Here is a 21,697-nt window from a genome sequence, read left to right as displayed (position 1 = left end):
ATCATGGTGAATAAGCGCAGAAAATCTTCTCAGGATATCGGTAAACAGAATGCTAAAAAGATAGCAGATTGGGTAAATACTTCGCCTGTTATCCCTTTGTATCAAGGTCGGGTTAACAAGACTCAAATTTTCAAGATGCATAATGTGCCTAAATCAACACTTGATACGAATGAAGATCTACAAAAGTTATTTGCTCCTGATGGTCCAATAGAGAAGCTAGTTCGAAAACAAAACGGGCTTGAGATTGAACTACCTGATGATGTTGAAGAAGAAAATTCAGCAAAAGAAAATGTAGAAAATATGGTTTCAAATAGTGAGCTTGAATTGAAAGTTAAGGTATTAGAGACCCAGCTTAACTCTATTCAATTAGATCTGGCTTCAGAAGAGTTTTTGTTGGCAACAGGTCGGTATATTCCAAAGCTTTACTTGGATGACGGTGACGTGTGATGCAAATAAGCAATATATCATTTCACGAAGATGTTAAGCAATTAACAGGCGTAGTCACTTTAGTTCGGCACTATACACAAGATAAACGTGGTATCTCATCTATATTTTTATTAAAGGTTGCACGTGAAAAAATAGTCGTTAAGGCTGAATTCGGTGCGATTACGTCAATCCCGCAAACAGGAGAAATCTGGAGAGCGACTGGTGATTATTCCTTTGATAAAGAATATGGCTCACAGTTCATTGTAGATGAGGCTTTAAAGCTGCACCCCAACGCAGAAATTTCAACTGAGGTACTTTGTGATTTCCTTATCTACAACGCCCATTTTGTCGGTATAAATAGCTATTGGACGAAGAAACTTAATCTCGCTTTTGGTGAAGATTTATTTGCAGTTTTACAAAGTTACTCAGCTAAAAAGTTATCTAACTGTAAAAAGCTAAAAATCTCACCAGTTATGGCTCAAAATCTTTGTGATGGTTGGGCTAAGGCTGTTGGTGAAAGTGAATTAAATCTATTTTTTGAACGACACAAATTACCAGTTGAGTATGTTGAAAGTACTCGTCAACTACTAGGCCGTGACGCAATTAGCTTGATAAAAAAGAATCCATATCTGCTCTATCCTATAACATCTGTAAATGCTGCAAAGCGGACATGGAAATCACTAGACAAAAAAGTAAGAGCTAACTTTGATATCAATTTAAACGATAAGCGTAGAGCTATTTCATTTGTTGAATCACTACTTTATTCAGCACATAGCAATAACGGTGATATGGCGTTACCTGCTAATGAAGTCAAAGCTGAACTGATTGAAGCAGGCATTGGGCTTGAACTTAATGAAATTGAAGACTGTGCTTTTCAGACACTTTGTTTCAACAAACAAAATGACACTATACAAATCTTAGGTCATCAGGCGATTGAAAAGGCAATTAATGCATTACTTCACAGGCGTTTATCTAAGATAAAGCAGCTATTTGATACGAATTCGTTGGCGTTTGACGAAACGTTATCAATATTAGATCACCACAGTGTTGAACTAAATCCTCTTCAGTTACAGGCATTAGGTAATGCCTTTAATCGACCTGTTTCTTTTATTGTAGGAGAAGCTGGTACAGGAAAGTCTTTGCTATCCCAGATCATCATTGATGTATGCCTTAATAATGGTATTAACGTTTGGAGAGTTAATTCAGTTGTTTGTAATGGAGACAATATACTGCCTAATTTAAAGGGAGAATCTATTAATCGCTTCATTTCACAGGCAAAAAAGCGAAACCTAAAAGGCGCATTGTCAGGAGCACTTATACTGATAGAAAATTCACATTCAGTTGATATGTTAACGTTATATAAACTATTAAAGGTTGTTCCTCTTAATGCTCACATTTGTTTTATTGGTGATAAATTTACATTACCGCCTATAGGTCCGGGATCGTTTTTTAAACAAGCTGTTGAATTGAAAAGTGAAGCCGTAACAGAGTTAGTTGAGGTCAATGGTGCCGAGTCCCAGCTTAATATCCAGCGGCTATATAGCTCTTTAATGGGCAGCACGGCATCATCAGTATTTGATGCTATTCCTGCATTTGACGTGTCAAAAGAACAAAGCCTAAGTATTTACCATACTGAAGATAAATCTCACGAGATGCTTAGTGCCATTACAATCAATATTTGGTTCGAATTGATTCCAATGTTAAGTGATGTACCTAAGATCATTTGTTCGAATCCTCAGTTATGCGATGACATAAATTCTCAAGTTCAGCGTATTCGTTTTAACCGAAAAAAAGTAGCAAAGCTAGAAATTGGAGAATCTGTTTTCTATGCGGGGGAGCCTATTATTTTTGCTAAATCTAATAAGTTTGTTGATGTACCAGTTGGTACGTTGGCAAACATAGCAGAAATATACGAAAAGCCTGTCGTTATATATGGGCGTGAGTATTGGATGAAGATAAACATTGGCGATGATTGTATCGATTTGTCATCAGATGATATTGAAAGTATTTCGCTGTGTTATGCAATTACGGCGCATAAGGTTCAAACTAATCAATTTACTCATTCCTTAGTTGTTTTGGATAATTTCTATTTGATTAATAAACCTTGGCTTTATACATGTATTAACGCTTCTAGTGATTCCATTCTGTTTATCGGCAATAAGAGCCAGCTAGTTGCTCAAGTTAATACAACTGATTTTAGTGCTAAAAGACATCACGGCACCCCTTTGAAATTGGAGGTTTCAGGTGAGTAACAAGATTACTGAAACAAAAATACGCTATGACCGTCACGATCACTACGTCTATCAAGATATTAACGGAGAGGTCCTTTGGGGACCTACTGATTTTCTAATCGATCTTGATAGAGATCCTAAAACCAAGCGTACCTATAGAAAAGCGTTTAGACGATTATTTAAATTTTTGAACTCTGGTAAACATAAAATAAGCTGGCTTGAAATGAATGACTCTCGCATGAGGGAATTTAGGACGTTCTGCTTGAAAGAAACGACAACAGATTCACGATATCGAGGTGATGAAAACGTTGCTAAACAGACGGTCAATAGCGACTTTTTGATGCCAATCTATAACTTTTATCATTGGGTACAAAAGCAAGGTACATATCACCCAAATATTCTTGGTTTTGATCCGGCTAATAAGTTCTCATATCAAATAACATCATCATTATTGTTGAAGGAAATCGCCGTATCTAGAAACGAAAAGCCAAACAATGATTCACTTTATCCAGAATTATTCAGAGATTGTGATAAAAGAAGTAGACAAAAGAAAGATGCTAGCGAATACGAACTAGAAGAATTAAACAATTATATCATTAATGAATATGACGGTTATGAACGCACGTCATTATTGCTAATTGCGCAGATTATGAATGAAACTGGTAGTCGCCCAATTTCAGTTAGTAGTTATAAAAGGCTTCAATTTTCAGATGAAATTATCACTAAAGAATTCGACCTAAACAAACAAGATTACTTGTCGGTTGTTCCGAAGCTAGCAAAGCAAGGTAATACTATGCCGATAAACTTTAGGTTATCTACTGTGCTAGCAATTAGTCATTTCATTAAGAATGATTTGAATGAATTTCTTAGGAATGTTGATACAGGTAGCTATGAAGGGCATTTGTTTTTAGACCCTAACAGCTTTAAACCACTAACGGCAGAGAATATTAGCAAGATCTTTAGTGAAATCACCACAGAACTTGGCTGGCCTAAAGGTAAATCAATTTATTCTTTACGTCATAAGTTTGCAGGAGATAGCCTTGATAAACATCTGGACGCTGCAATAGAGTTAGGTTTTAGTGCAAGTGAAACCGCTATTGCACTTCAGTTGGAAAGAGAAATGACCCATCGCAGTTCAGGCTCCTTAGAAGATTATATTTCAAGTCGAAAAAGAACAATGCAAAAAACGGAGTCTTTTAAAAAGTCATTGAAGATTAGTGAATTAGAATCAGATAAAATACGTCTTGAATTGGAAAAGAAAAAAATGATTGAAATTGCCGAACAGAAAGATAGTGAGAATCAGAAATTACTATTAGAGATAGAAAGGTTAAAAGCTAATTTGACACAACAAAGTTAGTGCAAATAATTATATAAATTTATTTTTAATCAATAAATGGTTAGACTGAATTGTTAAAGTGTTAGGCGAAAGAGGCTGTAATTGGGATTAATAGTACACGGGAACGTAGTCAAGGTTGACCACAGTAACAAAGAGTGGTTAAAAACAACACCTCACGGAAATCCCACTAAAGAAGTTATAGAAGGGCTTACGGTAGTGTTTAGAAATCTGTGTCATTTCAGTATTATTAAGAAAACAGGAGTGACACATGACTCAATCTTTCGACTTCAGCAAAGCATTAGCTGAACTTCAAGCTGGTAAAGATCTTACTGGCGAAGACGGTGTTCTAACACCATTAATCAAACAACTCACCGAAGCGGCTCTTAAAGCTGAATTAGAGCAGCATTTAGAATCTGAGACCGAAGTTAACCGTAAAAATGGTTCAACCAAAAAAACAGTTAAGTCATCCATAGGTCAATTCGAACTTGAAACGCCCAGAGACCGTTCAGGTTCGTTTGAACCTCAGCTTGTTAAAAAGAACCAAACCAAGTTAACGCCTGAAATTGATGAGAAAATTCTATCTATGTTTGCTTTAGGTATGAGCTACCGAGATATTCGAGGCCACATACAGGATATGTATGGCGTTGAAGTATCAGAGGCCACCATCACTGCCGTAACAGACCAACTGATACCAGAGCTTAAAGCATGGCAAGCGCGCAGCTTAGACACGCTTTACCCGTTTATCTGGCTTGATGCCATTCATTATAAGATTAAAGAAAATGGGCGCTACGTGAGTAAGGCTATTTATACCGTACTAGGTGTCAATATCGAGGGCCGCAAAGAGTTACTTGGTTTATATGTCTCTGAAAGTGAAGGGGCTAACTATTGGTTATCAGTATTAACAGATTTACATAATCGTGGTGTATCCGATATTTTAATTGCCTGTGTTGATGGACTAAAAGGTTTCCCTGAAGCAATAGCAACAATCTATCCTGACGCCGAAGTACAGGAGTGCGTTATTCATCAAATTCGTAATTCGATGAAGTATGTTGGGGTTTTGCGCCCATCCCCTCGAAATTAACCTTAGTCTAAATTTTTAAGCTTTTTTCTAACTCTAATTACCGTACTTCGACTAACTCCAACTGCTTCAGCCGTTTTATTAATACTAAATCCAGCTTCAGTAAACGAGGCAATCCTATCATGAGCCTCTAAATCAGGCTGACGACCGTGATAAAGTCCCTTTTGCTGTGCTTTCACAATACCTTCTTTTTGCTTACGTTCACGTTCTCGATATTCTTTATATGCACTGGCCGCTAATATTTCTAACAGCATATTATTAATAGCGCTAAGTATTGATCTCATAAAATCATCACTTGGAAAACTACCAAATGTTAAATGACTTGTTGGTAGATCTAAACTAACAACACTAATTCCTTTTTCATTTATTGAGGCTACAAGAGTTTTCCAATCATCGGGACTTAACCTTGTTAAACGATCGATTGATTCAACTAACAAAACATCACCGGACTCTGATTCATCCAATAAACGAATTAGCTCTGGTCTATCTAAAGAATTGCCAGATTTATTTTCTATATAAAAAGAAGCTATTCGTTTGCTAAAGCCAGAAACGAATTTTTTTAATGAGCTTTTTGCTCTATTGGCATCTTGCTCAGAAGTTGATGCTCGTAAATATGCTCTTATGAACATTTTTGCCTAATTAGGTCTATTTAGATGGTGTCATATCATATAGGTTTATTTAAGTGGTGTCATTACGTAATTTCCTGTGATATCTCAATAGTGTCTTTAGGGTGTACTCATGTAAAACTAAATGTAATAACATTAATTTGGACTTTGATAATGAAAAAGGATAAACCATACATTGTTGTGGTTTAGTATTGTTGTAACAACGATAACTTTACTTATTTAATAGAAGAAAAAAACAAAATCAATTAGCGGTGTTTAAACTGGTATTCATTGATGGTCACTTTAATTAGATATAAAGTAAGTAAACAAAAAGTAAGTAAGGTAATTGATAACGTGTCTAAACGAACCATAAGTATGTTGGCTAAAGAACTGAGTGTAAATGTCGAGACAATTCGCTTTTATGAACGCAAAGGCTTAATTAAACAACCACCAAAGCCTATGCAGGGCTATAGACATTACCCGAAAGAAACGGTAAATAGAATACATTTTATCAAGCGTTCTCAAGAATTAGGTTTTACGCTAAATGAAATTGAAGGGTTACTTGCGTTAAACGATAGCCCATGTAGTAAAGTACAAGAATTAGCTAATAAAAAGCTGATCGCAGTACAAAAAAAGATGGCTGACTTGTTGCTGTTAGAACACGCTTTGGAAGAACATTTAGGACAATGCCAAAATAATGATGACGATAACTACTGCCCAATAATTGATTCGTTGCAACCGAAGTAAACGATTCGGTTAACTACCATTTCCTACTAAGACAGCATATCCAATTTTACGTCTGCGCCTTAATTCAAGTCAGCTTATTCCCCATATTTGTCGTAGCAGATTATCCAATATAAAATTTTTTATAAATCACTCTTGACTCCGTACCTAGGTACATACAATACACTTGCATTATCACTTAATGAGGTATCCATATGAATCAAAAAGAATCAAACCTTCCAATGATAGGAGGCATCATCGCAGCATTAGGCGCAGGCGTATGCTGTGTAGGTCCTTTAGTCCTGCTACTACTGGGGGTTAGTGGCTCATGGATTGGTAATTTAACTGCATTTGAACCCTATAGGCCATTATTTATCACATTTGTAGTGTTGTTGTTTGGTTACTCAGGTTGGAAAATTTATCGTCCAGTAGAAGAGTGTGAGCCGGGAACCGCCTGTGCAGTTCCTAAGAAGCAGCAACAACGAAAAGTCATTTTCTGGCTGAGCGCTATAGCTGCAACAATTTTTGTGACCAGTAATTATTGGATACTTTTGTTTGCTTAATATACAGATCAAGAAATTTATAACATTTTAAAATTTGGAGCTAATTATGAAAAAATTATTATTAACCGCACTGCTTTCACTTACTAGTTTTGGTGCTTTTGCTGAAGTAAAAACAGTTACGCTGGAAGTACCAACGATGAACTGTGCGACATGCCCAATCACAGTTAAAAAATCGTTAGAAAATGTTGATGGCGTTGAAAAAGCGAAAGTTACCTACAAGCCTAAGCTAGCTATTGTTTCTTTTGATGATACTAAAACCAACATCAATGCATTAATCACAGCGACTACCAATGCTGGCTACCCATCAAATTTAAAAAGTGAAAATAAGTAATGTTTAGCCCCTTAAATCTTGTTACGCGTATCGGAGATAAAGCAGGCGCTATAGGCGCACTTGTTTCTGCAATGGGATGCGCTATGTGTTTTCCTGCGATAGCTAGTCTAGGTGCGGCAATTGGTATGGGATTTCTTAGTCAGTGGGAAGGATTATTTATCAATACGTTATTCCCTCTGTTTGCAGTATTAGCGCTGACAATGAATATCTTAAGTTGGTTTAGCCATCGTCAATGGCACCGCAGTTTAGTTGGTTCAATTGGCCCCATTTTGGTTTTACTCTCTTTATACCCTTGGTTCCAGTACGGGTGGAGTTCATACGTTACTTATACGGGGCTAGGACTGATGGCTGCTGTATCAATTTGGGACATGGTTTCTCCAGCAAATAAACGCTGTGATGATGAAACTTGTACCGCTTAACTTTTTAAGAGGAATAAAATATGTCAACGAATAGTTGTTGCTCGTCAAATGACACTCAGCCAGAACAATTACATGTAGCCATTATTGGTAGTGGCTCAGGAGCATTTGCCAGTGCTATTAAAGCAGCGGAAGGCGGAGCAAGAGTTACTATCATAGAGGGAGCTGATGTTATCGGTGGCTGCTGTGTAAATGTAGGCTGTGTTCCTTCAAAAATATTGATCCGTGCAGCGCAATTAGCGCACCAGCAACGTACTAACCCATTTGATGGTTTAGAGAATATTCAACCACAACTTAGCCGCTCCTTACTAGCACATCAGCAAACAGCTCGTGTTGAAGAATTACGCGGTGCTAAATATCAAAGTATTTTAGAGAACAACCCTGCGCTATCTTTACTTAAAGGTTATGCGCGTTTTAAAAATGAAAATACCTTGTTAGTTCAAAAGGCTGATGGTAACGAAGAAGAGCTGGTTGCAGATCGCATTTTAATTGCTACAGGCTCTACACCAAGTATTCCACCTATTGATGGGCTAATTGATACACCTTATTGGACATCAACCGAAGCTTTATTTTCGGAGGAGTTACCAAGTAGTCTGGTTGTCATCGGCTCTTCTGTTATAGCACTGGAAATTGCACAAGCTTATGCCCGTTTGGGTAGCAGTGTAACAGTATTAGCACGACATACGCTTTTATATGCAGAAGATCCGTTATTAGGTGAAAAGCTGACTGAATGTTTTGAAAAAGAAGGCATTCGTGTACTTAATAATACGCAAGCAAGTCATGTTTCTTATGGTAGCAATGGGTTTTCATTAGAAACTAACGAAGGAACATTAATCGCTGAAAAATTGCTTATTTCTACTGGTCGCCATGCAAATACTGGCAAGCTTGGTTTAGAAAACGTTGGTGTTAAAACAGATAAAAGTGGTGCCATTATTGTTAATAGTATGATGGAAACATCAACAGCTAACATTTATGCCGCAGGAGATTGCTCCAATATGCCACAGTTTGTCTATGTTGCTGCTGCTGCCGGAAGTAGAGCCGGAATTAATATGACGGGCGGAAATGCACCACTCGACTTATCTACCATGCCTGCTGTTATATTCACTGACCCACAAGTTGCTACGGTGGGTCTAACCGAAGAACAAGCTTCAGCGGAAGGAATAAATACGATAAGTCGTGTACTTGATATGGAAAACGTACCTAGAGCATTAGCAAATTTTGAAACTGATGGATTTATCAAACTAGTTGCAGAAAAACAAACAGGTGAGATATTAGGCGCACAAATTCTCGCGCATGAAGGTGGTGAACTTATACAAAGTGCAGCATTAGCCATTCATAACAACATGACCGTAGAGGATTTAGCAGGTCAACTATTTCCGTATTTGACGATGGTTGAAGGATTGAAGCTATGCGCTCAAACCTTTAGCAAAGACGTTAAAGAGCTATCTTGCTGCGCGGGGTAATCATTTAACGGTAATGTACTTATAGAAATGTTAATGGAGTGCCAATTGATTGAATGTAATCAAGATATATTAAGGCATTCCATTAACAACACAAATTGGAAACATGCTAAACCATGATTAAATCTAAGGTTGAAAACATTCCTGTTGGTGAAGTCAGTTTTTTAACGGAGATCCCTGACATCAGTAAGTTCATTAATAGTGATGATGATGCGTTGGATTTTCCTTTGAGTATTTCTCAACTGGCACAAGCTGCACAAACGTCTGTCCATACTATAAGGAATTATGCACTTGAGAATATAATACACTGCGAAGAAAAAACTAAATCAGGTTATTCCCTTTACGGCTTATGTGCATTAAAGAGATTAAAGTTCATTCGAGCAGCAAGGGCGGCAGGTCTTCTTGTAATTGATATCAAGCCATTACTAATGGCAATAGATGCAGGAGAAAGAAAAATTCCTGACGACATCCAAAAGCTGCTACTTACTAAAATCGAGCATAGAAAAGTATTTTTAGATCTAATAACAAACCAAATTGAAGAGTTTTGCAATTAGAACAATTATAGAACAGCTCATGGCTCGACCAAAAACTTGTTAGCTTATCTACTTTCTATCAATGTTAGCTTGTATATATCAAGCATATAGAATATCAACAACTCCAATTTTTAATGGCACTTTCATGCGAAGTACCTGTTGAATTAGAAATATAAACAGATGTTATGATTTAACTTATTGATTCTACATCACTAAGTAAACCAGCTAAGTCGATTTCTTTGCGGTCTTTATTAAAGGCATATTCCCCATTTAGATTAATGTGTTGCCAAGCAACAGGTGAAAGCCGAGAAATAACATCAACCACATCTTGCCTACCGTTCCTCTCTTGGATTTGTAAAAATGCCGATAGTAACGCGGAATTATAATAAATATTGTATGCAGGCATATTAAATGCCTCGAAGAAATGGACAATGCCAATCCATAATTGGAATCTGACATTGTCGCAATTGGCCATCCACTTCGAAGGTAGGTTAGATGGTGTGCTAGATATTTAGCAACTTAGGCTGACACAGAATTCTGAACGCCCTCCCGTTGTAGCCATTTTCTCGATAGCTGCACTTCTTGCTGTCGCATCTCAACATTTTGCTTCCGGCTCATTTATCTCCATCAGAACACTGATGCTATTTATAGCTTTTTCAATGACGCTCTTAGCGGTGCAAAAACTGAAAGACCTATACAGTTTCACAAATTCGTTTATTACTTATGATTTACTAGCGATGAGATGGATAAGATATGGTTATATTTATCCCTTCATTGAAGCATATGCAGGTATTGGTATGGTTGCCCAACTACAGCCTCTCGCAGTGGCACCATTTTCATTGTTTATCGGCACAGTTGGAGCAATTTCAGTTTTCAAAGCCGTTTACATCGACAAACGCCAGTTAAAGTGTGCCTGTGTAGGCGGCGATAGCAGTGTGCCACTTGGATTTGTATCGCTATCTGAAAACTTATTTATGATCGCGGGAGCATTGATTATGCTGCTGATGTAAAGGTATAGCTCTATTCGGCGGCCCCTTAACTGTTAAGATTAGACCTAGGATGCCAGCCCACACCTTTCTAATTCATATGTAACATTTTTTCTGTCGTACTGGCATCAAGATAACCAGAACTGAGCAAACAATCTCAAAGGTTGTACAAAATAACACTAAAGTTTTTTCATTAAGTTTTATTGTTATGCTCTTGTGGTGGCTTTCGCCACCACTTTACTAGTCTTCAAGTTCCACCATATCTTTCGCTGCGATGTCACCAGATATTAGTTTTACCGTTGCGAAGTGATCATTTACAATTTTAGTAATTTGTACCGTTCCCACTTTTTCAATAGTGTACGGATCATCACCTTCACCCGGCGCAATTTCCTCATGGAATCTAATAACACTGTATTTTTGTCCAACCTCTGCACCATGTTTGGCACCAATACAAATCAGAGTTCGATCAGTAGACTGCTCAACCACTTGGCCCCTCATCATATTTTTGTGATAAAACGCAGTATTCGAACAGCCTGCTAAAAAGATACCGAATACAACAAGCAAAAGAATTTTCATATTGGATGTTTTCATCATTTTTTCCTCATCTAACTTATTAACTGAGCAAGCTCTTTGGAAGCTTACTTATTTTTCCGGCTTGCACCCGGAGGAACTTTGTGACAACTCCACGGTTTATGAGCAGCGTTGTCTTTAACATTCTGATCAACAAATTTGTAGTAACTTTCTTTAGTGTGCGTCCACCAATCATCATGAACATCGGCACCATGTTTGCGAATAACTTCCTCAATCCCATCAAGGTTTATATTTGCCGCATCATATGCTAGGTGTATTTCACCTTCTTTGATGTTGTAACTGACTTCATCTATACCAAAAAGCTGATCAATTTTTTTTACTAACTCGTCACAGTTTTCTTCTGTGACATTACTTAGTCTTAAATTTCGAACAACTAAATTCTGCTCTCTAACGCCAACTCTATGATCTAAATCGCTCATAATTTATCTCCTAATGTGAGTGCGAGTGTTGTTGTTTTTTGTCTTTCATTTCTGCCATTTTGTATTTCATTTGTGGCATTATGTTTTCCATCATTTCCAGATGATGTTCAGCCATCTTGATTTGCTTATGCATTGGAATTGCTTCCATGTTTTTGTGCATGGATTGCATCATCTTCATCATTGAGCGGTGATGTTCAGCCATCATCTGCTTTTGCTTTTCAGGATCTTTTTCAGCTTTAATGGCATGGACTTCCTTTTTCATTTCCATCATTTTTGAATGCATTTTTCCCATGTTCTCATGCGACATTGCCATGCCTTGATGCATATCCGATTTGTTCGCACCTTCATGTTTATTCTCATTGTTTTGAGCAAATAAGCTTGTGGCCGCCAATAGTGAGCTGACAAATAAAATTGATTTAGTTAACGTTTTCATGATTTTTACCTTCTATGTTCTTATTAAAATTTGGAATCCAACTTGGTGTCGATTCCATATAGCTATGGTACTCCGAACCAAACTCGGCAATAGCTTGTGTCTCTTCGCGTTTCGCTAGCTTGACGTAAACAACGACTAAGATTGGAAACATCGCAAGTGTTGGGATGGTCGGCCACTGCAATAAAAAGCCGAACATGATTAGAATGAAAGCTACGTACTGTGGGTGACGACACCTCGCGTACCATCCTGTAGTAGCCAATTGATGGTGTTTTTGCGCGTGATGCAATACGTTCCATGCTGAAGACAACATAAAGAAACCTGCCACAATAAACACCATACTCGCTATATGAAATGGGTCCCAATGGGCATCACCTTCCAAACCAAAGAAAGTATGTAATAAGTGCCCATTTTCATGCGCAAAGAAGTTAACTTCTGGGTAATTTTCAGTTAACCATCCAGACAAAAAATAGATAGTTAAAGGAAAGCCATACATTTCAGTAAATAGGGCAACAATAAAGGCAGAGAACGCTCCTAGGCTTCGCCAATCAGTTGATGTTTTTGGTTTTACAAAACTAAAGGCAAAAAAGATAAAAATTGCTGAATTCAGTATCACCATTGACCATAAGCCATAATCATATGTCTCATTCATCACTGTTCTCCTTCTTATGCAATTCCTTGCGTCCTTCTTCTAACCCTTGTATGTAGCCATCGCGATAGGCTTCATTTTTATCCGTGAGTTCTTGAAAGCTCTCTTCCTTTTTGTCATCAGGCGCATGTGAATGATCGTGACCATGTTTGCCGTGACTGCCATGCATAAATACATGCATCAAAGGACATAACAGCAAAATTAAATAGGGAAGAAATTGCAGAACATGTTGTCCATGTTCAAAGATTAAAAAATAGGTGGCTGCGGCAATAAGCACCAATGCAGCCCAACCTGTGGGTGTAAACCAAAATTTAGGGTGCTCATTTTTCATGTTGCCTCCTAAACGACCTTTAAGACACCGCGATACATTTGCATCTGACAATGAAACTCATGCTCTCCCGGTGATAAGTTCAATAAGGTAATTTGAGTAATTTCATTTAATTTAAGCTGCTCACTTATCTCCAATGATGGAATAAGCATTGTTTCAGCGCAGGGTGATTGATCTTTGCGCATAAACTTCAGAGTGACAGGCTGGCTAGCAGACACTTGAATTGAGGATGGTGAATACACGCCATCCCTCACTTCAATGAGTACTTCACTATCTTGAACAATTGTTTTATTGGGTTTGTATAGCCAAAACCACCAAACAATCATTGCAATTAACACTAAGCCTAATAAGTTAATTATAATCATTGTGATTCTCCTAATGCTTACTTTCTATGAGTTTTGGGCTTTAAAAAAGCGAAGTCGATTTGCATTTGACACTACGGTCAATGACGAAAACGCCATTGCAGCACCAGCAATTACAGGGCTAAGCAGAATGCCAAAGAAGGGGTATAGAACCCCCGCAGCAAAAGGAATCCCGGCTACGTTATAGACAAACGCGCCAAACAAGTTTTGTTTGATATTTCGTAAAGTCGCTTTGCTTACCGCGATGGCATCAGCAAGGCCATGAAGTGAACCACGCATCAGGGTAATATCCGCGCTTTCAATCGCAACGTCTGTACCTGTGCCTATAGCAAAACCAACATCAGCTAACGCTAGCGCCGGAGCATCGTTGATGCCATCACCTGTCATACCAACGATTTCGCCACTGCCTTGTAGCTCTTTCACCTTGTTGGCTTTGTCTTCTGGCAGCACTTCAGCAAAAAACTCGCTAATGCCCGCTTTTTTGGCAACAGCGGCAGCGGTTTCCTTGTTATCCCCCGTTAGCATGATGACGCGTATACCATTAGCCTGAAGACGTTGGATAGCAGAGATTGAGTCTGACTTAATGGGATCTGCAACAGCAATGATTGCTGCAAGTTCACCATCTACAGCAAAGTACATAGGTGTTTTGGCTTCTTTGGCTAAAGACTGTGCTTGTTCAACAAAGCCTGTGAGGTCTACGCCTTTTAACTTCATTAGTTTATCGTTTCCGAAAAGCAGGGCTTTGTTGTTGCAGCTTGCTTCTACACCAAAACCCGTAATGGCGTTAAACGATTCAATTTTTAGTAACTCAATATCGTGATCTAACGCACTTTCAACAATCGCTTGCGCTAAAGGGTGCTCTGAGCCGCTTTCTAAACTTGCTGCAAGCTGTAGTACGCCTTCTTCGTCAGTAGCTTTTGCCAAAACAATATCGGTTACCTTAGGTGCCCCTTCAGTAATAGTGCCCGTTTTATCTAAAATCATGGCAGTGATTTTAGAGGCGGTTTGCAGTGCTTCACCGTTTCGAATTAGCACTCCTGCTTCTGCTGCTTTTCCTACTCCGACCATAACAGACATAGGCGTTGCCAAGCCCAAAGCACACGGGCAGGCAATAATAAGCACAGTAGTTGCTGAAACGATGGCAAAAGCAATGGCTGGCTCAGGTCCAAAGTTAAGCCATGCTAGCGCACTTAACACAGAGGTGATCATCACGACAGGTACGAAAAAAGCTGAAATAACATCGGCCAAACGGCCAATCGGCGGTTTTGAATTTTGTGCTCGTTTCACCATATTGATGATTTGTGCAAGCGCCGTGTCTTTACCAACGCGTGTGGCTCTAAATAAAATCATGCCTGATTTGTTCAAAGTACCTGCGACAACCTCATCTTCTTCAGCTTTTTCAGCAGGCATAGGTTCGCCTGTCAGCATGGACTCATCAATAGAGGTGTGTCCTTCCAATACCACGCCATCGACGGGAATTTTTTCACCCGGTTTTACCTTCACAATATCGTTAAATAAAACCTGCTCAATACCTATCTGAACTTCTTTGTTGTCACGAACCACGGTTGCTGTTTTGGCTTGCAAGCCGATAAGACGTTTAATGGCCTCAGAGGTTTTACCTCTGGCTTTGATTTCTAATGCTAAACCTAAATCAATTAAGCCAATGATCATGGCGGTAGCTTCAAAATAAACATGCCGTGCCATCAATGGAACAGCGTCAGGTGCAAACACGACAACCATCGAATACAACCAAGCTGTACTTGTTCCTAAAGCTATTAGAGTGTCCATATTAGCGGAGTGGTTTTTAAAGCTTTTCCAAGCGCCAACATAAAAATGCTTACCTGAAAAATACATAACACCAAAAGTTAAAATGCCTACAACCAGCCAAGACATGCGCTCAAGGTTTGTTTCAACCGTCATTTCTCCAACCACAATGCTGTAGATCATCAAAGGAACGCCGAGTGAAAGGGCAATAAACGTATCGCGCATTAGCTTTTTGTAATATGCAAAATCCGCAGCCTCTTTCTCATCAAGCGCATCTGTTGCTGAGCTATCATCAATTGGCTTCGCGTTATACCCCACTGACTCAACAGCTTTGATCAACTCTTTTGTTTTAGCTGTCCCATAAACTGTTACTGTCCTATCAGCAAAATTCATTTCCGCACTGACGACTCCAAGAGTTGCCTTCAACGCCCCTTCAATTTTGCCTACACAGCTAGCACACCCAGCACCTTCAATGATAAGCTGTTGGTTATGTGATACTTTCTCCAACGTATTCTCCTTACTTTTACACGAAGAGGATTGAGCTTTTGCCTGACAGCAACAGCCTGATTCAGTTTTTATATTTGTGTTAGTAGCCACCCTTTTTCCTCCTATGCTTTTTTAATTTGCTCAAAGTTTTCGATGAGATGACAAACCATGTTTGCAGTCGGTGCTTTGTCTTCCATTTCTTCCCATCGAGAAAGCGCAGAAGACATTTTTCCTCGAAGTGCCAACATTGCTTGAAACTGCTTTTCTGTTTCTTCAAGCCGCTCTTTGATCAGGCTTCTGACTAATGGGCACGCACTTTTACCATCTTCAGATTCATTAATAATTTCCTTGATATCTGCAACGGAAAAACCAAGGTTTCTGGCACTTAAAATGAATTTAAGTCTCGATACTTCTTTATTCGAGTATGACTTGTAGCCGTTCACTGACTTAGCAGGTTTTAACAATCCTAATCTGGTGTAATAGCGCACCGTATCAGCAGTCGTTCCAAGGCTTTTTGCCAGCTCCGCAACTTTCATATTCACTCCTCAGTTTTTTAGCTAAGTTTGTACTCTCATCTTCAGCTTAGACCTGTGTCTAAGACACAGGTCAAGTACTAATTCTAGTGAATAAGCTAAAAACTAATTTTTTGGTAAAAGAGAAATCTCGGTCAAAATCGACAGCATTAAGTACTGTAAATAGCAATAGTTTGAGCATGTTCATCATGCCTCCAAAAAATATTGTGCTAATTGTTCAAAACGGTTGGTAATTTAAACCAATCAGTAAATCGTTTTATTTTTGATGGGACTGGCGAAAAAAAGGCGCACTGATCCCGTGATTAGCCAATAATTGGTGGACGATAAAGTAAGAGATGGATACCAGATTTTGGTAGGGGTATACGCTGTAGAATTAGCTCAGAATGAATATTGCAAATACCTTCGTCTTGCGCTTCCACAAGATAGGCATTTAAATGAAAGCTTGTACAAAAACCGCCTTCACAACAAACACAATCACCAGCTTTACATTTTTCACAGTCTTCATCACCATGACGGTTTTTAGAATCTTGCGAATTTTCAGTGTGATAGTGACTATTGTCATTCATTGATTGATGATGCATATTTTTGCTTGGTTGTATAATATGCGTGTCGGAAGATCCATTTTGATGTTCTTCACAATTCATTGGTTTAGCAATAGCAAAGCCATGCTGCGTAAGCAACAGAGTAATTACCACTATTTTAAACCACTTGAAAAGTCCAAACATTTTAATTCCTTATTTATCACCTACAATATTAGCCACTTTATAAAAATAATTTTATGATCTTGATCAACCTTTGAACTAAAACCTAAACTTTTTACTTTTTACTTTTTACTTTTTACTTTTTACTTTTTACTTTTTTAAACAGCTTTAACTTCACAAGTATAAAAGGGGTGTCTAATTTATACTCATGAGATTGAAGCCAAGCATGAGCACCATTAAAAGAAATAAAAACCCTACGCTCATAACTAGGTATTGAGTAATGGATCATTTTTCCAATTGTTCAGCTTTAAGCGCAGTACTTTGCAACAATCGGTTCTATCCCGGGCACATCCAATTCCCGTTCATCAAAAGTGATAAAATGGCCTATTGTACGTCTTTCAATGGCGATGTTTTTTGCCTTGACTCTTTAACCTTAACCATTCGCCAACTTTACTTCTTAGCTGATATTCCACCTTGATAGGTATACACCAGACTGGCACCGACTGAAAACAAGAAGTAGCTTACTATTACTGCTCTTAGTTCTTTCCAAAAAAACTATTAGCTAGGCCTTTCCTAACATAACTAAAATGGTTTAAATCCCAAAAAACGAAAGCTACCATCAATATAGTTGCGGTAGCTCTCATCAAGTCAATATAGTATTTCTTCATATCAGAGCCAGAACTTGATACCTGCAACAAAAGCAGTATCACGAGTACTTTGCCCATTTAACTTCGCAAAGTCGGCTGTATTACCAAATTTATTTGTCCACTCAACGCCAACATAGGGAGCAAACTGGCGGGTAAACTCATAACGAACCCGAAAACCAATAGCACTGCTAGACAAGCCACTACCAAGGTTATTTTGGACGTCATCCTTACCGTAAAGCGTCAACTCTGCTCGTGGTTGAACAATTAACTTTTGAGTAAGTAATAGCTCATACTCAGCTTCGATCGAAAATGCACTATTACCTTGCTCTCCTAAATACGCAGTCATATCAATTTCAAACCAGTAGGGGGCTAGACCTTGTAAACCAAAAGCTAGCCATTTGCGGTTTTCACCTTCGTTATTGTAATCAAGTCGAATACCGACTTGTGTATCCCAATAAGCAGATATTGCGTGGCCCCATAGAAAATCTGTTTGGTTCTCCTCTAAATTACCTTCGCTAAAATCTCCTTCAGTTTTGATGACTAATCTATCAAAAGTAGTGCCATACCATGCCTGAAAGTCAAAAACACCTGCGTTTGTTTGCTCATTATATTCAAGACGATCCCCTAGTAGCGCGTAAAATGAATGCTCATCTGCCAAAGTCAGTCGTTTGTCGCTACTGAGTGCATAAGGGCCTTCAGTCAAAGTTGTACCTGCTGCATAAGCATGGGGGTCTCTAGCATCTTTAGGTGCATCTCCACCTTGTGCTTGCATTTTAGAATCACCCATCTCAGTCATCTCATCTTTTGCAGATACAGATACAGATACACTTATAAGGGGCAAACCTATTAATAATAGTCTTAACGTATTGGTTAGTATTAATTTTTTCATGATACAACTACCTCTCTAAACATACCTGCATCCATGTGGAATAATAAATGGCAATGCCATGCCCAGCGACCTACGTCATGAGGTGTTGTTAAAAAACTAATTCTTTGCGCTGGTTGTACAGGGATAGTATGGCGACGAACCTGTACATCACCTTTTTCATTCTCCAAATCGCTCCACATACCATGCAGGTGCATGGGATGTGTCATCATTGTATCGTTTTGTAAAATAACTCTTAAACGTTGATTATGCTTCATGTGAACTGGCGTGCTTTTTCCAAATTCCAAGCCATCAAATGACCAGCTATAACGCTCCATGTTTCCAGTTAAATGTAATTCAATTTCAGCCTCTGGCTCTTGCTGGTTTGTAATTCCCTCAAGAGAATGTAAATCTGCAAGTGTTAAAACACGGCGTCCATTTTTACGTAAACCTATACCGGGATCATCAAGGTTTGTTCTAGGCATATCAACACGCATATCAACAGAAGCTCCATACTCTGTTTTTGCATGACGCACTTTAGTGCTAGCAACAGCTAATGGGTTTTTAGTCATTCCATGTTTACTATGATCCATTGCCATCGCTCCATGACCCATTGCACTATGATCCATTTTATTAGAATTCATGCCCGACATACCTGCCGTATCAGCCATTGTAGAATGCACACTATCATGGGTCATATTGCCCATCATATCTGTCATCGTTAACCACTCAACGGGGTCTAAAGAAGGTACTGGTGCATCAACGTTAGGTGCCATTGATAAAGTACCTTTAGCATAACCTGAGCGATCCATGCTTTGTGCAAAAATCGTATATGCATCATTTTTTGGCTCGACAAGTACATCATAAGTTTCACCGGGACCAAATCTAAATTCATCTACTGTCACAGGTTCAACATTTTGTCCATCAGCTTGTACAACTGTTAACTTCAGCTCAGGTATTCTTACATCAAAAAACGTATTGCTAGAACCGTTAATAAATCTAAGCCTAACCTTTTCGCCAGCTTTAAACATTCCACGCCAGTTTGTCAAAGGCGCACAACCATTCATTAAAAAAGTCATTGCAGATGCTGATAAGTCTGCAAGATCTGTAGGGTTCATTCTCATTTTATTCCACATTTCCCGGCGTTGTAGCGCATTTGAAACGCTGCTATTTGAAATGTCATCAAAAAACTCTGGAACAGTAGGTTGATTAAAGTTAAATACATCGCTCTGTACTTTTAACTTGCGAAACAAATCCATTGGGTCATCATCAGTCCAATCAGACAATTGGATGACATGCTCATTGTCAGCACTAATAATATCCTTTTCTCTTGGCTCAATAATTAATGCGCCGTACATACCTGTCATTTCTTGAAAGCCACTGTGTGAGTGATACCAATATGTGCCGCTTTGTTGCAGCTTAAATTTATAAACAAAGGTTTCACCCGGCATTATACCTTTAAAGCTAATACCCGGTACGCCATCCATTTGATACGGAAGAATGATCCCATGCCAATGAATTGAACTCGGCACTGATAATTTATTAGTTACCCTGATAGTAACGTCATCACCTTCTCTGAGGCGCAAGGTAGGAGCTGGTATTGAGCCATTGATTGTTGTAGCCATTCTTACAACACCTGTGAAGTTTACGGGTGACTCATCTATCACTAAATCTATTACTTCTCCACTTAGTTCGGGCGCAGTACCTGTTGAAGTTCCAGCAATCAAAGATGAAGCTGCATGAAGAACACTTGGAAAAGCAGCTAATACACCGCCAGCAATTACACCTTGTACAAAGCGTCTACGTGGCGTAGAAACTTGATGTAATGGACTTTTAATTCTCATTTTGTACTCCGTTATTTAACCAATAAATTAATGTGACCAATGAATGTGCTTAATCTTCCATTCACCATTTTGTTTTTCCAGCACCATCGTTTCCATGCCTTGATAATCGCGTTCAACACCTTTATGAGTACCTGTAGTTTGACTACGCGACGCAGAGATAGCGGTATTTCCAAGTATCGTCACTTGATGTTCAAGTGTGTCGCTCTTCATCGCTGCTAAATACTTCATATCCGACAACATATGATGATGAGCATATTCATCAGCGCTCCTTTCAACGCGGCCTCCCTCGAAAATGGTGACATCATCCGCTAACTGCGCTCTAGCCTGTTTTTGATTGCCAGTTTCAAGTGCTTGATGAAATGCCAAAACAACTTTTGCGGCAGGGGTATCTATACCTTTAAACAAACCTTTGTCTTTGTTCTTATCACCATGAGCGTTTGCTGCGAAACTAAACGTCATTAATAAAACGAGTAATATATTTATTGTTTTCATTTTCATTCTCTCTTTTAGGTTTTAATTTGCAGGGCCAACAACACTAGTAAGCCCAGCCGTTACAGATAAAATGGCAAAAGCTACTACCATTTCTATCGAGATAGATTTAGATAAAGCCTCTCTGCCTTGACTATTTTTAAGTTGTGGAACGAGTATTAGTTTATGTTTAGCAGCAAGTGCCAAAATAGACACTACAAGGGCCAATTTAAACAACAGTATTTGTCCGTAACTTGAGCTTATTAGTGCATCAAGACTTCCGACCAATTGAATCACGAGCCAGAGGCCTGCTACCAACAATAGGCTCAATGTAAAACTTGCTTGTTTGCCAAAGCTTTCCATCAGCAAATGAAGTTCTGCATAACTTAGCTGATGGCAATAACGCCCCAAACCACCATGCCATAACGAGCACATGCAAAATAAGCAAGCCTTTTTCAATTGTGCCTAACTCAGAAATATGACCCAGTAACGTGAATGAGTATGCAAGGATTAATAAACTCAACATTAAAGCGCTTTGTTTTAAGTACGAGTTCACAGCGAGTTTGAACCTTAAAGCTAAAGCGATTATTGCGGTAACTAGCCCAAGCGCTCGAAGCAAAGCTCCAGTGCCGACAGAGGAGTCCCACATAATAGCCAATATATCAGCGTCTATCGCCCCCTGAATTCCCTCTTCTGCCATTGCACCAGTACTGGCAAAGAACCAAGTAATATTAGCGATCAAAGCCATAACTATATAAGTTCTTGTCCACGTTAAATTCGCTATTACAGCATTAGTATGAGATTCATTATTCTCAAATATTTGCCTGAAAAATGTATAACCTGCAATACAGGCAAAGCCGACGTAAAATACAATTTTTGACAGTACAATGACTGTATTCCAGATATACATTTCCATATCAAT

General features: G+C 38.7%; 23 protein-coding genes and 4 pseudogenes. 12 read left to right on the top strand and 15 right to left on the bottom strand.

The window, feature by feature from the left end; genetic code table 11:
* The first annotated feature begins 3 nt into the window (after positions 1-3).
* The 4 genes and pseudogenes from ATS71_RS16600 to ATS71_RS16585 all read left to right on the top strand — a co-directional run.
* Positions 4-447: a hypothetical protein gene (locus ATS71_RS16600; RefSeq protein ID WP_058405806.1), complete on the top strand. Its 444-nt coding sequence runs from the start codon at positions 4-6 to the stop codon at positions 445-447.
* The gene (locus ATS71_RS16595) at positions 447-2,678 is read left to right on the top strand and encodes an ATP-dependent DNA helicase (RefSeq protein ID WP_058405805.1); all 2,232 of its coding nucleotides are present in this window, start codon (positions 447-449) and stop codon (positions 2,676-2,678) included. Before ATS71_RS16600 ends, ATS71_RS16595 begins: the two co-directional genes overlap by 1 nt.
* The gene (locus tag ATS71_RS16590) at positions 2,671-4,014 is read left to right on the top strand and encodes a hypothetical protein (RefSeq protein WP_082653643.1); all 1,344 of its coding nucleotides are present in this window, start codon (positions 2,671-2,673) and stop codon (positions 4,012-4,014) included. The genes ATS71_RS16595 and ATS71_RS16590 overlap by 8 nt, the downstream gene beginning before the upstream one ends.
* A gap of 247 nt (positions 4,015-4,261) precedes the next feature.
* Positions 4,262-5,044: pseudogene (locus ATS71_RS16585) on the top strand (IS256 family transposase); the annotation flags it as partial.
* A gap of 32 nt (positions 5,045-5,076) precedes the next feature.
* On the opposite strand, the gene ATS71_RS16580 reads toward ATS71_RS16585, so the two are convergent.
* Positions 5,077-5,700, bottom strand: a complete 624-nt coding sequence (locus ATS71_RS16580; RefSeq protein ID WP_008467336.1) for a recombinase family protein — start codon at positions 5,698-5,700, stop codon at positions 5,077-5,079.
* A gap of 351 nt (positions 5,701-6,051) precedes the next feature.
* Here ATS71_RS16580 and merR point away from each other — a divergent pair, with 351 nt between their 5' ends.
* The 6 genes from merR to ATS71_RS16550 all read left to right on the top strand — a co-directional run bounded on the left by merR (position 6,052) and on the right by ATS71_RS16550 (position 9,723).
* On the top strand, positions 6,052-6,423 hold the full coding sequence (gene merR / locus ATS71_RS16575; protein ID WP_058405890.1) for an Hg(II)-responsive transcriptional regulator: 372 nt from the start codon (positions 6,052-6,054) through the stop codon (positions 6,421-6,423).
* Between the two features lie 191 nt (positions 6,424-6,614).
* Entirely contained in the window at positions 6,615-6,962 is a 348-nt protein-coding gene (locus ATS71_RS16570; RefSeq protein ID WP_058405804.1) for a mercuric transporter MerT family protein, read from the top strand.
* A 46-nt stretch (positions 6,963-7,008) separates the two neighbouring features.
* Entirely contained in the window at positions 7,009-7,293 is a 285-nt protein-coding gene (gene merP, locus ATS71_RS16565) for a mercury resistance system periplasmic binding protein MerP (RefSeq protein ID WP_058405803.1), read from the top strand.
* On the top strand, positions 7,293-7,712 hold the full coding sequence (gene merC / locus ATS71_RS16560) for an organomercurial transporter MerC (RefSeq protein WP_058405802.1): 420 nt from the start codon (positions 7,293-7,295) through the stop codon (positions 7,710-7,712). Before merP ends, merC begins: the two co-directional genes overlap by 1 nt.
* Positions 7,713-7,732: 20 nt before the next feature.
* A complete protein-coding gene (merA, locus tag ATS71_RS16555) occupies positions 7,733-9,172 on the top strand; it encodes a mercury(II) reductase (protein WP_058405801.1) in 1,440 nt (479 codons plus the stop codon).
* A gap of 113 nt (positions 9,173-9,285) precedes the next feature.
* Positions 9,286-9,723, top strand: a complete 438-nt coding sequence (locus ATS71_RS16550) for a MerR family transcriptional regulator (RefSeq protein ID WP_058405800.1) — start codon at positions 9,286-9,288, stop codon at positions 9,721-9,723.
* A 169-nt stretch (positions 9,724-9,892) separates the two neighbouring features.
* On the opposite strand, the gene ATS71_RS16545 is transcribed toward ATS71_RS16550, so the two are convergent.
* Entirely contained in the window at positions 9,893-10,108 is a 216-nt protein-coding gene (locus ATS71_RS16545) for a Tn3 family transposase (protein ID WP_160327105.1), read from the bottom strand.
* On the opposite strand from ATS71_RS16545, the pseudogene ATS71_RS18610 reads away from it, so the two are divergent.
* A pseudogene (locus ATS71_RS18610) lies at positions 10,092-10,217 on the top strand (IS256 family transposase); the annotation flags it as partial. The gene ATS71_RS16545 and the pseudogene ATS71_RS18610 sit on opposite strands and share 17 nt — an antisense overlap.
* Positions 10,218-10,250: 33 nt before the next feature.
* Positions 10,251-10,712, top strand: a pseudogene (locus ATS71_RS16540) (MauE/DoxX family redox-associated membrane protein); the annotation flags it as partial.
* Between the two features lie 216 nt (positions 10,713-10,928).
* Here the strand turns inward: ATS71_RS16540 and ATS71_RS16535 are convergent.
* The 13 genes and pseudogenes from ATS71_RS16535 to ATS71_RS16475 form a co-directional block, all read right to left on the bottom strand.
* Positions 10,929-11,282, bottom strand: a complete 354-nt coding sequence (locus ATS71_RS16535) for a hypothetical protein (protein ID WP_235590935.1) — start codon at positions 11,280-11,282, stop codon at positions 10,929-10,931.
* Between the two features lie 44 nt (positions 11,283-11,326).
* Positions 11,327-11,698: a hypothetical protein gene (locus ATS71_RS16530; protein WP_058405798.1), complete on the bottom strand. Its 372-nt coding sequence runs from the start codon at positions 11,696-11,698 to the stop codon at positions 11,327-11,329.
* 10 nt (positions 11,699-11,708) lie between these two features.
* Complete coding sequence (locus ATS71_RS16525; protein WP_058405797.1) at positions 11,709-12,131, bottom strand: hypothetical protein; 423 nt, start codon at positions 12,129-12,131, stop codon at positions 11,709-11,711.
* Positions 12,115-12,780, bottom strand: coding sequence for a methyltransferase family protein (locus tag ATS71_RS16520; RefSeq protein WP_058405796.1), 666 nt, complete (start codon positions 12,778-12,780; stop codon positions 12,115-12,117). Before ATS71_RS16520 ends, ATS71_RS16525 begins: the two co-directional genes overlap by 17 nt.
* Complete coding sequence (locus ATS71_RS16515; RefSeq protein ID WP_058405795.1) at positions 12,773-13,108, bottom strand: DUF2933 domain-containing protein; 336 nt, start codon at positions 13,106-13,108, stop codon at positions 12,773-12,775. Before ATS71_RS16515 ends, ATS71_RS16520 begins: the two co-directional genes overlap by 8 nt.
* An 8-nt stretch (positions 13,109-13,116) precedes the next feature.
* Complete coding sequence (locus ATS71_RS16510) at positions 13,117-13,470, bottom strand: cupredoxin domain-containing protein (protein ID WP_058405794.1); 354 nt, start codon at positions 13,468-13,470, stop codon at positions 13,117-13,119.
* A gap of 24 nt (positions 13,471-13,494) precedes the next feature.
* Complete coding sequence (locus ATS71_RS16505) at positions 13,495-15,738, bottom strand: heavy metal translocating P-type ATPase (RefSeq protein WP_058405793.1); 2,244 nt, start codon at positions 15,736-15,738, stop codon at positions 13,495-13,497.
* A 101-nt stretch (positions 15,739-15,839) separates the two neighbouring features.
* On the bottom strand, positions 15,840-16,253 hold the full coding sequence (locus ATS71_RS16500; protein ID WP_008467855.1) for a MerR family transcriptional regulator: 414 nt from the start codon (positions 16,251-16,253) through the stop codon (positions 15,840-15,842).
* A 299-nt stretch (positions 16,254-16,552) separates the two neighbouring features.
* Positions 16,553-16,975 carry a hypothetical protein gene (locus ATS71_RS16495; protein WP_010558026.1) on the bottom strand — a complete coding sequence of 141 codons (423 nt, stop codon included), beginning with the start codon at positions 16,973-16,975 and terminating at the stop codon, positions 16,553-16,555.
* A gap of 645 nt (positions 16,976-17,620) precedes the next feature.
* Complete coding sequence (locus tag ATS71_RS16490) at positions 17,621-18,487, bottom strand: copper resistance protein B (RefSeq protein ID WP_028834968.1); 867 nt, start codon at positions 18,485-18,487, stop codon at positions 17,621-17,623.
* Complete coding sequence (locus ATS71_RS16485; RefSeq protein WP_058405792.1) at positions 18,484-20,307, bottom strand: copper resistance system multicopper oxidase; 1,824 nt, start codon at positions 20,305-20,307, stop codon at positions 18,484-18,486. The genes ATS71_RS16490 and ATS71_RS16485 overlap by 4 nt, the downstream gene beginning before the upstream one ends.
* A 27-nt stretch (positions 20,308-20,334) precedes the next feature.
* The gene (locus ATS71_RS16480) at positions 20,335-20,805 is read right to left on the bottom strand and encodes a YybH family protein (protein ID WP_008467847.1); all 471 of its coding nucleotides are present in this window, start codon (positions 20,803-20,805) and stop codon (positions 20,335-20,337) included.
* A 15-nt stretch (positions 20,806-20,820) separates the two neighbouring features.
* Positions 20,821-21,691, bottom strand: a pseudogene (locus tag ATS71_RS16475) (copper resistance D family protein).
* Positions 21,692-21,697: the final 6 nt, after the last annotated feature.

Source organism: Pseudoalteromonas sp. H71, from assembly GCF_001468485.1.
Classification (GTDB): Bacteria; Pseudomonadota; Gammaproteobacteria; order Enterobacterales; family Alteromonadaceae; genus Pseudoalteromonas.
The sequence above is the reverse complement of the archived record's forward strand: the minus strand, read 5'-3'. Positions and strand labels throughout refer to the sequence as shown.